This window comes from Rhizobium laguerreae, assembly GCF_002008165.1.
Classification (GTDB): domain Bacteria; phylum Pseudomonadota; class Alphaproteobacteria; order Rhizobiales; family Rhizobiaceae; genus Rhizobium; species Rhizobium laguerreae.
Window position 1 is genome coordinate 84,022 of record NZ_MRDM01000029.1, and the last position, 14,966, is coordinate 98,987.

The 14,966-nt window shown below is 62.0% G+C and carries 12 protein-coding genes; 9 read left to right on the forward strand and 3 right to left on the reverse strand.

All coding sequences use genetic code 11. The annotated features are described in order from the left end of the window. The first annotated feature begins 8 nt into the window (after positions 1–8). The 4 genes from BS630_RS27770 (at position 9) to BS630_RS27785 (ending at position 5,865) form a co-directional block, all read left to right on the forward strand. Positions 9–1,256, forward strand: a complete 1,248-nt coding sequence (locus BS630_RS27770; protein WP_077979953.1) for a glycosyltransferase — start codon at positions 9–11, stop codon at positions 1,254–1,256. Then, positions 1,253–2,398, forward strand: a complete 1,146-nt coding sequence (locus tag BS630_RS27775; protein ID WP_077980262.1) for a glycosyltransferase family protein — start codon at positions 1,253–1,255, stop codon at positions 2,396–2,398. The genes BS630_RS27770 and BS630_RS27775 overlap by 4 nt, the downstream gene beginning before the upstream one ends. Before the next feature lie 182 nt (positions 2,399–2,580). Then, positions 2,581–5,295, forward strand: coding sequence for an ABC transporter transmembrane domain-containing protein (locus BS630_RS27780; RefSeq protein ID WP_077979954.1), 2,715 nt, complete (start codon positions 2,581–2,583; stop codon positions 5,293–5,295). Positions 5,296–5,397: 102 nt separating this feature from the next. Then, positions 5,398–5,865, forward strand: a complete 468-nt coding sequence (locus tag BS630_RS27785; RefSeq protein WP_077979955.1) for a cyclic nucleotide-binding domain-containing protein — start codon at positions 5,398–5,400, stop codon at positions 5,863–5,865. Between the two features lie 86 nt (positions 5,866–5,951). On the opposite strand, the gene BS630_RS27790 is transcribed toward BS630_RS27785, so the two are convergent. Both BS630_RS27790 and BS630_RS27795 read right to left on the reverse strand, forming a co-directional pair. Further along, positions 5,952–6,158: a hypothetical protein gene (locus tag BS630_RS27790; protein ID WP_244735463.1), complete on the reverse strand. Its 207-nt coding sequence runs from the start codon at positions 6,156–6,158 to the stop codon at positions 5,952–5,954. Between the two features lie 33 nt (positions 6,159–6,191). Next, on the reverse strand, positions 6,192–7,523 hold the full coding sequence (locus BS630_RS27795; RefSeq protein WP_025397702.1) for an MFS transporter: 1,332 nt from the start codon (positions 7,521–7,523) through the stop codon (positions 6,192–6,194). A 379-nt stretch (positions 7,524–7,902) separates the two neighbouring features. Between BS630_RS27795 and cyoA the strand changes: the two genes are divergently transcribed. The 5 genes from cyoA to BS630_RS27820 all read left to right on the forward strand — a co-directional run bounded on the left by cyoA (position 7,903) and on the right by BS630_RS27820 (position 12,970). Further along, positions 7,903–9,063 carry a ubiquinol oxidase subunit II gene (cyoA, locus tag BS630_RS27800; RefSeq protein WP_077979956.1) on the forward strand — a complete coding sequence of 387 codons (1,161 nt, stop codon included), beginning with the start codon at positions 7,903–7,905 and terminating at the stop codon, positions 9,061–9,063. Positions 9,064–9,105: 42 nt separating this feature from the next. Then, positions 9,106–11,109 (forward strand): cytochrome o ubiquinol oxidase subunit I, encoded by a 2,004-nt coding sequence (gene cyoB, locus BS630_RS27805; protein WP_077979957.1) that lies wholly within the window; start codon positions 9,106–9,108, stop codon positions 11,107–11,109. Between the two features lie 5 nt (positions 11,110–11,114). Then, entirely contained in the window at positions 11,115–11,735 is a 621-nt protein-coding gene (cyoC, locus tag BS630_RS27810; RefSeq protein ID WP_025397699.1) for a cytochrome o ubiquinol oxidase subunit III, read from the forward strand. Then, positions 11,732–12,133: a cytochrome o ubiquinol oxidase subunit IV gene (gene cyoD / locus BS630_RS27815; protein ID WP_077979958.1), complete on the forward strand. Its 402-nt coding sequence runs from the start codon at positions 11,732–11,734 to the stop codon at positions 12,131–12,133. The genes cyoC and cyoD overlap by 4 nt, the downstream gene beginning before the upstream one ends. An 87-nt stretch (positions 12,134–12,220) precedes the next feature. Next, positions 12,221–12,970: an SURF1 family protein gene (locus tag BS630_RS27820; RefSeq protein WP_077979959.1), complete on the forward strand. Its 750-nt coding sequence runs from the start codon at positions 12,221–12,223 to the stop codon at positions 12,968–12,970. 16 nt (positions 12,971–12,986) lie between these two features. On the opposite strand, the gene BS630_RS27825 is transcribed toward BS630_RS27820, so the two are convergent. Further along, a complete protein-coding gene (locus BS630_RS27825) occupies positions 12,987–14,915 on the reverse strand; it encodes a hybrid sensor histidine kinase/response regulator (RefSeq protein WP_077979960.1) in 1,929 nt (642 codons plus the stop codon). Positions 14,916–14,966 lie beyond the last annotated feature (51 nt).

Genomic DNA, 14,966 nt, shown 5'->3' on the forward strand with positions numbered 1-14,966 from the left:
GCAAAGCCTTGCCGCCACGCCGCAAGATCCTCGTCGTGCTGAAAGGTTATCCTCGCCTTTCGGAGACCTTCATCGCCCAGGAGCTGCTCGGCCTCGAAAAGGCCGGCTTCGACCTGACGCTGATTTCGATGCGCCGGCCGACCGACAAGAAGCGCCATCCCGTGCATGACGAGATCCGGGCGCGCGTCGTCTATCTGCCGGAGTATCTGCACGAGGAGCCGATCCGGGTGCTGAAGGGCTTGATCGCCGGCCTCTCCAGACCCGGCTTCAAGGCGCTGATGAAGCGCTTCCTCGCCGACCTCAAACGCGACATCTCCCGCAACCGCTTCCGCCGTCTCGGTCAGGCGCTGGTGCTGGGGCGCGAATGGCCGGACGAGGGCGAATGGCTGCATGCCCATTTCATCCACACGCCGGCCTCGGTGACGGAATATGCGAGCATCCTCACGGGCACGCCCTGGACCTGTTCGGCGCATGCCAAGGACATTTGGACGTCGCCCGACTGGGAGCTGAACGAGAAACTCGGCAGCGCCCGCTGGACCGTCACCTGCACCAGGACGGGCTACGACCATATGCGGACGCTGACATCCCGCAAGGAGGCCGTGCACCTGAGTTACCACGGCCTCGATCTCGCCCGTTTCGGCCATTTCGCCGGCGAGCGTTCAGACCGCACCGGCAGCGAGCCCGGCGATCCGGCCTTGATCCTCAGCGTCGGCCGCGCCGTCGAGAAGAAGGGTTACGACGTGTTGCTGCGGGCGCTGTCACTGCTGCCCGCCGAGCTTCACTGGCGCATGGACCATATCGGCGGCGGCGAGGAGCTTGCGAAACTGAAAGTCCTGGCGACCGAACTCGGCATCTCCGGCCGCATCGTCTGGAAGGGCGCCATGGCGCAGGAAGACGTGCTCGATCATTACCGCCGCGCCGACCTCTTCGCACTTGCCTGCCGCATCGCCGCCAATGGCGACCGCGACGGCCTGCCGAACGTCCTGGTCGAAGCCTCCAGCCAGCGGCTCGTCTGCCTCTCGACCGACGTATCCGGCGTGCCGGAGCTCCTGAAGAACGGTGAAAACGGCCTCGTCGTGCCGCCGGAGGACCCGGCGCTGCTGGCCAACGCGCTGGAGGCGGCGATCCGCGACCCGGCACTGCGAAAGCGCCTCGGCGATGCCGCCGAAATCCAGGTGCGCGAATATTTCGACTATCACTCCAGCATCAGACAGCTCACCGGCCTGTTCGAGGCAGAATGGCAGAAGGCGTCATGACGGCACCGCGTATTTTCTTCTACGTCCAGCATCTGCTCGGCATCGGCCACATAGCCCGCGCCAGCCGCATCGCCAATGCATTGATCAAGGACGGTTTTGACGTGACTGTCGTGACCGGCGGCCTGCCGATGCCGGGCTTTCCGGGCGAAGGCGTGAAGACCGTAGCCCTGCCGGCGGTCGTCGCCAGCAATGCCGGCTTCTCCGGCCTCGCCGATGCCGAGGGCCGACCGGCCGGCGAGGAATTCCTCAATATACGCCGCCAGCTGCTGCTCGACGCTTTTCATGCCGCAAAGCCCGATGTCGTCATCATCGAGGCCTTCCCCTTTGGCCGGCGACAGATGCGCTTCGAACTGCTGCCGCTGCTTGAGGCGATCGAAAAAGCCGAACTGCGGCCGAAACTCATAAGCTCGGTTCGCGACATCCTGCAGGAAAACCGCAAGGCCGGCCGCGACGCGGAGACCGTCGCGCTGGTCAAGGACCATTTCGATGCCGTGCTCGTCCATGGCGATCCAGATTTCGTCAGGCTGGAGGACACCTTCCCGCTGACATCCGAGATCGCCGACAGGCTGCGCTATACCGGCCTCGTCGCAGCCCCGCCGGCGCCGGAACCCGCCGAGACATTCGACATCATCGCATCGGCGGGCGGCGGTGCGGTCGGCGCCGCGCTGATCGGCGCGGCAAAAGAGGCGGCAGCGCTGCTGCCGGACAATCTTCGCTGGCTGCTGGTCGCCGGCCCTAACCTGCCTGAGGCCGATTTCGCTGCGCTGTCCGAGGACGCGGGCCCGAATGTGACGCTGGCGCGCTTCCGCAAGGATTTTCCCTCGCTGCTGCGCGGTGCGAAGGTTTCGATCTCGCAGGCCGGCTACAACACGGTCGGCGATCTCTTGCGCACCGAATGCCGGGCGATCCTCATCCCCTTCGTCGCCGGCGGCGAGACCGAGCAGACGGTGCGCGCCGAACGACTGCAGGCGCTCGGCCTCGCCGATATCCTGCCGGAGAACGGACTGACGTCGGGCCATGTGAAAGAGGCGGTCGAAAAGGCGCTTGCCGCACAGCCACGCGGGCCGGTCTTGCTCGACCTCGACGGGGCGGAGAAAACCGCCCTCATCATTCGCTCCATGATTGCCGAATCCCTCGCCTAATCCAAAATTCCTGTGATATAAGCAATGTTCCGGCGAGAATCGGCATTTTTGCAGCCGGTCGCTTCGCCTTGTTTTCATTGCGATATCGGCGGTCCGGCTGCATGGTCCTGTTCTTGAGAATCCTCCCCCGCACGGCGCCCGGATCGCGCCTCCGGAATTTCCCAGCAAGCTGACGGTTAGCCATGGAAAAAAGCCTCGCCCGCTACATCTGGAAGAACACGCGGCTGCAGCAGCTTTGGATCCTGGCCGTCGTCGCCGCATCGATGGTGCCCTATTTCCTGTCCTTCGACCTGCCGAAGCAGATCGTCAACGGACCGATTCAGGGCGACGGCTTCGAAGGTCCCGGCGCGCGGCAGACTTTCATGCACATTGCCTACGACATCCCGCTGATCGGCCATGTCGAATTCTTTGAAGGCCTGCAGCTCAACCGCTTCCAGATGCTGATGGCCCTCAGCCTGGTGTTTCTGGCGCTGGTGGTGCTGAACGGCCTCTTCAAATTCTACATCAACACCTATAAGGGCCGTCTCGGCGAGCGCATGCTGCGCCGCATCCGCTTCGAGCTGATCGACCGAGTGCTGCGCTTTCCGCCCATTCACTTCAAGCGGGTGAAATCGGCCGAGATCGCCACCATGATCAAGGACGAGGTGGAGCCGATGGGCGGCTTCACCGGCGACGCCTTCGTTTCCCCTGCTCTTCTCGGCGGCCAGGCGATAACGGCGCTCGTCTTCATCATCGTCCAGAATTTCTGGCTTGGCATGATCGCCGCCGGCATCGTCGGCGTGCAGGCCATCGTCATCCCCCGCATGCGCAAGCGCCTCTTGGAACTCGGCCGCCAGCGGCAGCTGACGGCGCGCGAACTCTCCGGCCGCGTCGGCGAAATCGTCGAGGGCATCGGCACGATCCACGGCAACGACACGTCGAATCTCGAACGCGCCGACATCGCCTCGCGGCTCGGACGGATTTTCTCGATCCGCTACGACCTTTACCAGTGGAAGTTCCTGGTGAAGTTCATCAACAACTTCCTCGCCCAGGTCACGCCGTTCCTGTTCTACGCGATCGGCGGCTATCTTGCGCTCCAGGGCCGGCTCGACATCGGCCAGCTTGTCGCCGTCATATCAGCCTACAAGGACCTGCCCGGCCCGCTGAAGGAACTGATCGACTGGGACCAGATGCGCCAGGACGTGCAGGTGAAATACCAGCAGGTCTACGAGCAGTTCAACGTCGAGCCGCTGATCGACAGCCGCATTCAGGAACTCGCAACCGCCCCGGTCGGCCCGTTGACTGGCGCGTTCGTCATCACCAATCTGACGCTCTCCGACGACAGCGGCGCCCGCATCGTCGATCACGTCTCCGTTGAGATCAAGCCGAACGAGACGGTGGCGATCGTCGGGCCGAACGGCAGCGGCGCTGAGGCCTTCGCCGAAGCGCTCGGACGCATGGTCTGGCCGGACTCCGGCCGTATCACCATCGACGGACGCGATCTCCTGGAGCTGCCGGAATCGATTACCGGCCGGCGGATCTCCTATGCCTCGGCGGACACTTTCTTCTTCCACGGGACGCTCGCCAGCAATCTGCTCTACGGCCTGAAACATGCGCCGATGACCGATCCGATTTACGACGAGCGGGAAGCACTGGAGTATAAATGGCATTCCGCCGAGGCGGAAAAGGCCGGCAATCCGACGCTCGACCTCAACAGCGACTGGGTGGACTACAAGGCTGCCGGCGCCAGCGGGCCCGAGGACCTGCTCACAGCAATCCGCCCGGTGCTCGACGCCGTCCTGATCTCGCAGGACATCCTCGATTTGGCGCTGCGCTCGACCGTCAACACCGACGTGCATGTGGCGCTCGGCGACCACGTCGTGGCGCTACGCGCCTCGCTCAGGGACCGGCTGCGCGACGAGGGGCTCGACACGATCGTCGTGCCTTTCGACTTCGATGCCTATAACGCCCAGGCGACGGTCGGCGAGAACCTGCTCTTCGGCACGATGAAGCGGCCGTTGATGACCAACCGGAGGCTGGCCGCGCATCCCTATTTCCAGCAGCTCTTCCGTGAGACCGGCCTCAGCACCGATCTCTACGCCATGGGCCTCGAGATCGCCGAAAACGCGGTGGAACTCTTCCACGACCTGCCGCCCGACCATCCATTCTTCCAGCAGCTGACCTTCATGACGGCGGACGACATCCCGACCTATCAGGCGTTGCTGCAGAAGCTGCAAAGCCGCCGCTTCGAAGATGCCACTCCGGAAGAACGTTCGGCCATCATCCGGCTGAGTTTTGCCTATATCGAGCCGCGCCACCGCTTCGGCTTGCTGTCGAACGAGCTCATGGACAAGATCGTCAGCGCCCGCAAGCAGTTCCACGAGCATATTCCGGCCGATCTCGCCGAGCTGATCGAGCGTTACGACGCCGAGCGTTTCACGCCGTCGGCAAGCCTGATGGACAATGTGCTCTTCGGCCGTATTGCCTATCAGCAGGCCGACGCCTCCGATCGCATCCGCGGCATCATGGGCGAACTCTTCGACGCGCTCGACCTCTATGACGACGTTCTGTCGATCGGCCTCGAATTCGACGTCGGCTCCGGCGGCAAACGGCTGACCATGGTGCAGCGGCAGAAGCTGAACCTGGCCCGCGCGCTGTTGAAGCGCTCGGACTATTTCATCTTCAACCGGCCGCTGTCGGCGCTTGACCAGCGCGTTCAAGATCAGATCACCCGCAACATCATCGAGGGCCTGCACGAAGAAGGCCATCGGCCGGCGATCATCTGGGTGCTCTCCAACGCCAGGCAGGCCGAGATGTTCGACCGGATCCTGCTCTTTGACCGCGGCGGATTGGCGGAGGCCGGAAACTATCCGGAACTTTCCGAGAAAAACGGGATGTTCAAGGAACTGTTATCGTAATATTCTATAGGGGCGGCGATGGTGGGTGTTCCTGATGGGGACGCCTCGAAGTTTGAAGATGCCTGGTCCTGCGGGACCCGGCATCAGGGGATTGAAACGCTCATGCTGTTGAGAGACGAAGTCGAAATGCTCCGAAGGGTGCCGATCTTTTCAAGGATCGCGCCAGCAAAGCTCAAGCTTTTGGCCTTTACCTCCGATCGCATGACCTACAAGGCCGGACAGGACCTTTTCCATCAGGGCGATGTCGGTGATGCCGCCTATGTCGTCCTCTCGGGCACCGCCGACGTCGTCGTCGCATCACCGGCCGGCGAGATCAAGGTCGCTGACGTCGAACCCAATTCCATCGTCGGCGAAATCGCCATCCTCTGCGATGTCTCGCGCACGGCAACGGTCCGCGCCACCTCGTCGCTAGAGGTGCTGCGCATCAGCAAGGAGCATTTCCTGAAGCTGCTCAGCGATTTCCCCGAAATGGCCGTGGAAATCATGCGGGTGCTGGCCGACCGCCTGAACCACACCACCGCGGAACTAACCGCGGCCCGGGCGGCGAAGCAGCCTCAGATGGCGCAGTAAGGTTTTTCAGGATTTCGCCGGCCATTTCCGTGCGCCTGTACGAAGCGCAAAATTCCAGCTGTTGATCTTTTGGCGAACATGACAGCTCACCATAAAAGATGTGCGTGAGATGACCGGTTCCGTTCCAGCGATGCGTCCAGGCCGGCCGATCTCCGGCTGATGGACAAGAAAATCGGCTGACTCTCCACCTCATCAAGCTGACTTGTCGCGACACCGACGTTCTGTTCGGCGATAAACTGAATTGCTTTCTTGCGATCTGATGTTGCTTTCGCACGCCGGGCAAATGCCTGCATGGCTTCCCATGCAGGCCATTTGTTCGACTGCGTCTATTCCCGCTGCTCCAGCGCCCTGCTGAAGGCAAGTGCTGCAAGCGTGCAGATGGCGCCGGACAGCAGGTAGTAACCGACGAAAGTCAGGCCGAAGCGGCTGGAGAGGCTGAGCGCCACCAGCGGCGCAAAACCCGCACCGATCAACCAGGCCAGATCCGATGTGAAGGCGGCACCGGTATAGCGGTAGCCGCGGCCGAAGCGGGACGAGATCGAGCCCGTCGCCTGGCCGAAGGAAAGGCCGAGCACGCCGAAGCCGATGATGACGAAAGCGTCATGGCCGCTGTTGCCGGATGCGATCAGGCTCGGCCCAACGAAGCTGAAGACGGCGATGATGACGGCGCAGATGGCAAGCTGGGCGCGCCGGCCGATGCGGTCGGCAATCAGGCCTGATGCGATGATGGTGATGATGCCGACCATGGCGCCGACCACCTGCACCACCATGAAGGTGCCGATCGGCTGGTTGCCATAAAGGCTCATCCAGCCGAGCGGGAAAATGGTGACGAGGTGGAACATGGCGAAGCTTGCGAGCGGCACGAAAGCGCCGATCAGAATGTCGCGGCCGTGAACGCGCAGCACGTCGAGAATGGGAGCTGCTTCCAGCTCATGCTGCTCCAGCAGCGTGCCGAATTCCTTGGTCATGACGAGCCGCAAACGCGCAAACAGCGCTACGACGTTGATCGCGAAGGCGACGAAGAAGGGATAACGCCAGCCCCAGGAGAGGAAATCCTCACTGGAAAGATTGGCGACGAAATAACCGAACAAGGTGCTGGCCAGCGCAAAACCGATCGGCGCACCGAGCTGCGGGATCATCGCATACCAGCCGCGGTGTTTGGCCGGCGCGTTGAGCGCCAGCAGCGAGGCAAGACCGTCCCAGGCGCCGCCGAGCGCGAAGCCCTGGCCGAGGCGGAAGAGCGCCAGCAACGCGATCGACCAGACGCCGATCTCGTTGTAACCCGGCAGGAAGGCGATCGAGGCCGTGGAGCCGCCAAGCAGGAAGAGCGCGATCGTCAGCTTGGTGCCACGGCCGTACAGCCGATCGATCGTCATGAAGACGACGGAGCCGACGGGGCGAGCCAGGAAGGCAAGCGAGAAGATAGCGAAGGAATAGAGCGTGCCCGTCAGCCTGTCCGGAGCGAAAGGGAAAATCAGCTGTGGAAAGACCAGGACCGAGGCGAGGCCGTAGACGAAGAAATCGAAGAATTCCGACATGCGGCCTATCACCACGCCGATGGCGATGCTGCCCGGCGAAACCGGCTTGTCGTCGTGAATGCGCCGCGCGTCGCGTTCCAGCGACGACGATGACGGTCCGTAATGCGTTGTTTCAGCCATGAAACGCCTCCCTCGTTGAGGCGCTTTCGGCAGGGCGCCTCAACCTGATCTTGATCAAACCTGCAGGCTTATCAAGTCCGTAAGACGTAAATAGTTCATCATCACGGCTCAAAATGAGGCGTGGACGGAAAAAAGAGCGTGATCCGGAGCGCGATTTTTCCCGGGAACGCTGGCTTGGCCGGCTCTTGCGGATATATTGATCTGAAACATGCGCTGGGCAAGGAATCCTTCTTGATTTCATCAGGATTCCAAAGCTGTAGTGCACCATGATTTGTGCCGCATTGCGGCATCATTGCTGCACTGCGACCAAACACCTCATGTCGCTATCAGGTTCAGTGCGTTAGTCGCGGAACGAACGAAACAACAAGAGCTTAGAGACGTGCTAAAACTCATGAAGTTTTCCCGCCTTCTATCCGTCTTGCCGCTGCTTTTCCTGGCAGGATGCAACATGGTGGTCATGGCGCCCTCCGGCGACATCGCCGCGCAACAGCGCGATCTCATCGTCATCTCGACGGTACTGATGCTTTTGATCATCATACCGGTGATCTTCCTGACGCTGTTCTTCGCCTGGCGCTACCGCCGCTCCAACACGGCCGCCACTTACGCGCCGGAATGGCACCATTCGACCCGCCTCGAAATCGTGATCTGGTCGGCGCCGCTTGCGATCATCATCGCGCTCGGCGCCGTGACCTGGATTTCCACGCATAAGCTCGATCCCTATCGCCCGCTCGACCGCCTCGATGCGGAGCGTGCCATTCCGGCCGATACCAAGCCGCTGATCGTCGAGGTCGTGGCGCTCGACTGGAAGTGGCTGTTCTTCTATCCCGAACTCGGCATCGCCACCGTCAACGAACTGGCTGCTCCGGTCGACGTTCCGATCAATTTCAAGATCACCGCCTCCTCGGTGATGAACTCCTTCTATATCCCTGCCCTGGCCGGCCAGATCTACGCGATGCCCGGCATGGAGACGAAGCTGCACGCCGTCATCAACCGGCAAGGCGAATATGAGGGCTTCTCCGCCAATTATAGCGGAAGCGGCTTCTCGCACATGCGCTTCAAGTTCCACGGCCTCGATCAAGCGGGCTTTGACGCCTGGGTGGCGCAGGTCAAGCAGCAGGGCACGATGCTCAACCGCGACGCTTATCTGAAACTCGAGAAGCCGAGCGAGAAGGAACCGGTGCGTTATTATGCCGGCGCCGATGCCGACCTTTACAACGCCATCCTCAACATGTGCGCCACTCCGGGCAAGATGTGCATGAACGAGATGATGCACATCGACATGATGGGCGGCGGCGGCAAGGAAAGTGCGGAGAACCGCGAGAAGCTGCAATACGACAACCGTCATGCCGACGAAGGCATCGTGGCGCCCGCCGCCACCGTGCCGGCGACCGGGGCTCCGGCACGCAGCGAGCCTGCCGAGCGGACCGACGGCATGCAGCACGACATGCCCGGCATGGACATGCAGCATGAGGGTCATTCCATGCCCGGCACGGACAACGGCGCCACTCCGGCGCCGGCGCAGCTCAACAACAACAATTAACCTGGCGCTTTGCGTCGCAAGACATAATGAACGGGTTGTTCCATGTTTTCCAATCCTGACCTCCTGAAGTTCGTCTTCGGCCGGTTGACCCTCGATGCCATCCCCTATCACGAGCCGATCCTGGTCGTGACCTTCATCGGCGTCGTCATCGGCGGTCTCGCTGTGCTCGGCATCATCACCTATTTCAAGTTCTGGGGTCCGCTCTGGCGCGACTGGATCTGCAGCGTCGATCACAAGAAGATCGGCATCATGTATGTGATCCTCGCCGTCATCATGCTGCTGCGCGGCTTTTCCGACGCGATCATGATGCGCGTCCAGCAGGCGATCGCCTTCAACGGCTCGGAGGGCTATCTGCCGCCGCACCATTACGACCAGGTCTTCACCGCCCACGGCGTCATCATGATCTTCTTCGTGGCGATGCCCTTCGTCACCGGTCTGATGAACTTCGTGGTGCCGCTGCAGATCGGCGCGCGCGACGTCTCCTTCCCCTTCCTCAACAACTTCTCTTTCTGGATGACCACCGCCGGCGCGATCATCATCATGCTGTCGCTGTTCATCGGCGAATTCGCCCAGACCGGCTGGCTCGCCTACCCGCCGCTGTCGGGCGCAGCCTACAGTCCGGGCGTCGGCGTCGATTATTATATCTGGGGCCTGCAGGTGGCCGGTGTCGGAACGACGCTTTCGGGCATCAACCTGATCGCCACCATCGTCAAGATGCGTGCGCCGGGCATGACCTTCATGAAGATGCCGGTCTTCACCTGGACAGCGCTCTGCACCAACGTGCTGATCGTCGCCTCCTTCCCGATCCTGACGGCAACGCTGGCGCTTCTGTCGCTCGACCGCTATGCCGGGACGAACTTCTTTACCAATGACCTCGGCGGCAACCCGATGATGTACATCAATCTCATCTGGATCTGGGGTCATCCTGAAGTCTACATTCTCGTGCTGCCGGCCTTCGGCATCTTCTCGGAAGTCGTCGCCACCTTCTCCGGCAAACGCCTCTTCGGCTACGCCTCCATGGTCTACGCGACCTGCGTGATCATGATTCTCTCCTACATCGTCTGGCTGCACCACTTCTTCACGATGGGCTCGGGCGCTTCCGTCAATTCCTTCTTCGGCATCACCACGATGATCATCTCGATCCCCACCGGGGCAAAGATCTTCAACTGGCTCTTCACCATGTATCGCGGCCGCATCCGCTTTGAGGTGCCGATGCTGTGGACGGTCGGCTTCATGGTGACCTTCGTCATCGGCGGCATGACCGGCGTCATGCTCGCCGTGCCGCCGGCCGACTTCGTGCTGCACAATTCGCTGTTTCTCATCGCCCACTTCCACAACGTCATCATCGGCGGCGTTCTCTTCGGCATGTTCGCCGGCGTGAACTACTGGTTCCCGAAGGCCTTCGGCTTCAAGCTCGATCCCTTCTGGGGCAAGATGAGCTTCTGGTTCTGGCAGATCGGCTTCTGGTTCGCCTTCATGCCGCTCTACGTGCTCGGCCTGATGGGCGTCACCCGCCGCGTGAGCCAGTTCGAGGATCCGTCGCTGCAGATCTGGTTCATCATCGCCGCTTTCGGCGTCGGCCTGATCGCGCTCGGTATCGCCGCCTTCCTCATCCAGATCGTCGTCAGCTTCATGAAACGCGAGGAATTGCGCGACGATAGTGGCGATCCCTGGGATGGCCGCACGCTGGAATGGTCGACCTCTTCGCCGCCGCCGGATTACAACTTCGCCTTCACGCCCGTCGTCCACGACCATGACAGCTGGTACGACATGAAGAACCGTGGTTATGCGCGTCCGCTGGAAGGCTTCCGACCGATCCACATGCCGAAGAACACCGGCACCGGCGCAATCCTGTCGGCAATCAGCGTCGCCCTCGCCTTCGGCCTGATCTGGTATATGTGGTGGCTGGTGGCCGTCTCCTTCGTCGCCATGCTCGTCGTCGCGATCGGTCATACCTTCAACTACAGACGCGACTTTCACATCCCCGCCGAAGAGGTGACCGAAACGGAAGGCAAGCGCACGGCGTTGCTTGCCGAGCAGGTGTAATGACCATGAGCGATCAGACTATCGACACGGCCGAAAAGCCTGAATTCTACCTGACGGAAGATCATCATCCGGAAAACAGCACCAACCTCGGCTTCTGGCTCTACCTGATGAGCGACTGCCTGATCTTCGCGGTGCTGTTTGCAACGCACGGCGTGCTCGGCCGCAATTATGCAGCCGGCCCCTCGCCCGCCGATCTGTTCGATCTGCCGATCGTTGCCCTCAACACCTCGATGCTGCTCTTCTCCTCGATCACCTACGGCTTCGCGATGCTGCAGATGGAGCGGAACGCAAAGGCGGAAACGCTGTTCTGGCTTGGTGTGACCGGCTTGTTCGGTGCAGCCTTCATCGGGCTCGAACTCTACGAGTTCATCCACCTGATCCACGAAGGCGCCGGGCCGACGCGCAGCGCCTTCCTCTCCTCCTTCTTTACGCTCGTCGGCACCCACGGACTGCACGTCACCTTCGGCATCATCTGGCTGATCACGCTGATGGTGCAGGTGTCGATGCACGGGCTGATCGAGGCCAACCGCCGCCGCCTTATGTGCCTTTCGATGTTCTGGCACTTCCTCGACGTCGTCTGGATCGGCGTCTTTTCCTTCGTCTATCTGCTGGGAGTTCTCGGATGAGTTCGCAAGCACCTGCCCATGAGGATGCCCACGAGGCTCATCACGGCCACAGCCACGGCCATCAGGCCGGCCATGGCACGTTCCGCAGCTACATGACGGGCTTCGTGCTTTCCGTCGTCCTGACCGCCATTCCCTTCTGGCTTGTCATGGCCGGCGTATTCGACAGCCCGGCGTTGACGGCGGTGCTGGTGATGGGCCTCGGGGCGATCCAGATCGTCGTCCATATGGTGTTCTTCCTGCACATGAATACCAGGAGCGAGGGCGGCTGGACGATCATGGCGCTGATCTTCACCCTCATCATCGTCGCCATCGCGCTCTCCGGTTCCCTCTGGGTCATGCATCATCTCAACACCAACATGATGCCGATGAGCCCCGAGATGATGAAGAACATGCCGTGACGGTCACGAAGGGGCGGCGCCAGCGCCGCCCGCAGCGGTTCAGACCACCAGCGGTTCAGCCCCGAGCAATTCAGACATGGGCAGGGCATGAGTGAGGCTCCCTCGGGAACGTCGGAGAGACGGCGCTATCAGGTAAAACGCGCGATCTTCGCCCTCTGCCTGGTGCTGCTTGCCGCAGCACTTTCCGCACTCGGCACCTGGCAGGTCGAGCGCCTGGCCTGGAAACGCGACCTCATCGCCCGCGTCGATCAGCGTGTGCATGCGCCACCCGTGCCGGCCCCGACACGCGCCGAGTGGAACAAGGTCAATGCCACCGATGACGAATATCGGCGGGTAACCGCAGTGGGGATGCTGGCAAACGACAAGGAAACGCTGGTCTATGCCTCGACCGCACTCGGTCCGGGCTATTGGGTGATGACGCCGCTGACGCTTGCCGACGGCACATCGATCCTCGTCAATCGCGGCTTCGTACCGACCGACAGGCGCGATCCGGCCTCGCGCCGCGAGGAGCGACCGTCAGGGCCGGTCGCGATCACCGGGCTGATGCGGATGACGGAGCCGAAGGGATCGATGCTGCAATCCAATGACGTCGCGGCCGACCGCTGGTATTCGCGCGATGTCGCAGCAATCACGCAAAAGCGCGGCGTCAGTGCGGCCGCGCCCTATTTCATTGATGCCGATGCCACCGCCAATCCCGGAGGCCTGCCTGTCGGCGGCCTGACCGTCATCGCTTTCCCCAACAACCATCTCCTCTACGCAATCACCTGGTACGGGCTGGCGGCGATGGTGCTGGCATTGCTGGTGTTCGTTCTCCGCGGCGAGAGGGCCGCTGCATAATGCAGCAGTGATGCCCTTATGAAGCGACCCGGCTGATCGCCTCGGCGAGTTGCGCCTGCGAGAACGGCTTGCCGAGACGGGGCAGATTGGCGATGCCGGCGCCTTCGGGGATCTCGGCGTAACCGGTTGCGAGGATGATCGGCATCTCAGGCCATTCGCTGCGGATCGCTTCCGCGAGCTGCGCGCCCGTCATGCGCGGCATGGCATGGTCGCAGATTACCAGGTCGACCTGCTGGTTGCGCAGGATGTCGAGCGCCTCTGGACCCGCCATCGCCTCGAACACGGTATGGCCGAGATCCTCCAACATCAGTGTGGTATTCATCAGGACCAGACCATCGTCGTCGACGGCGACGATGCGCAGCCGGCGCGCCGCATTGTCCTCCTGCTGCGGCCGGTCGGGGGTCGCGCCGGTTACCTGTTCCATCATCGCGACCGGGAACCACAATTCGGCCGTCGTGCCTTCGCCGAGGCTGCTCTTCATCATCAGGCGGCCGCCGGACTGGGACGCAAGGCCCTGCACCATGGAAAGGCCGAGACCGGTGCCCTTGCCGACACCCTTGGTCGTGAAGAACGGCGTGACTGCCTGCTCCAGCGTCTTGGCATCCATGCCCTCGCCTTCGTCGATCACCGCGATGCGGACATAGCGCCCGGGCGACAGCGGACCCTTGCCTGATGGCAGCGACTCTTCGGATGCGCGAAGCATGATCCGGCCGCCGGACGGCATGGCGTCGCGGGCGTTGACGACGAGGTTCAGGATCGCCATCTCGAGCTGGTTCGGATCGGTCAGGATCGTCGGCAGCCTGATGGGGAAAGAGGTCTCGATCACGGTGAGAGGGCCGAGCGAACGGCTCAGCATATCCATCATGCCGCGGACAAGGCCGGAGACGTCGATCGGCTCCATATGCAGTTCCTGCCGGCGGGAAAAGGCCAGCATGCGCTGCGTCAAGGCGGCGCCACGCTGGGCGCCCTGCATGGCATTGTCGACCAGCGATGTCAGCGAGAGATCCTGCGGCATGCGTTTCTTCAGAATTTCGAGACTGCCGAGCACAGCCATCAGCAGATTGTTGAAATCATGGGCGATACCGCCGGTCAATTGACCGATTGCCTCCATCTTCTGCGACTGGAAGAGCTCTTCGCGCGCCTGCTCCAGTGCCCGCTGTGTCTCCATCTTCTCGGTGATATCGCGGGTGATCTTCGCGAAACCGAGCACATCGCCTTCCTCATCGCGGATGACGTCGATGACGACGCTGGCCCAAAAACGGCTGCCGTCCTTGCGGACCCGCCAGCCTTCCCTCTCGAACCGGCCCTCGGCGCGCGCGATGTCGAGCGCAGTCTGCGGCACGCCGGCTTCGCGGTCCTCGGGGGTATAGAAGGTCGAGAAATGCCTGCCGATGATTTCCTGCGGCCGATAGCCCTTGATACGCTCTGCGCCGAAATTCCAGCTGCTGACATTGCCGTCGGGATCGAGCATGTAGATCGCATAGTCCGAGACGCCCTGGACCAGCCGGCGGAACTGTTCCTCGCTCTGGCGGATCGCCTTTTCGGCCGCCCTGCGTTCGGTCAGGTCGCGGGTGATCTTGGCATAACCGATGAGCTCGCCGGACGGACGGCGGATCGAATCGATGACGACATGCGCCCAGAAGCGGCTGCCATCCTTGCGCCGGCGCCAGCCTTCCCCCTCGAACCGGCCTTCCTCCGCTGCCGTGGCAAGCGCGCGCTCCGGTACCCCCTCAGCGCGGTCCTCTTCCAGATAGAAACGGGAAAAATGCTCACCGAGAATTTCGGAAGGCTTGTAACCTTTGAAGCGCTGTGCGCCGGTATTCCAGCTGGTAACGATGCCTTCGGGGCTTAGCATATAGATAGCGTAGTCGGTGATGGCATCGACCAGAAGGCGAAAGCGTCCCCCTTCGTCAAGAGACGTAACATGTCGATCCAGCACTTCCATCGGCCCCTCTGAGTCACCAGCGCTTTATAACGCAGCGACAGCCAGATGGTT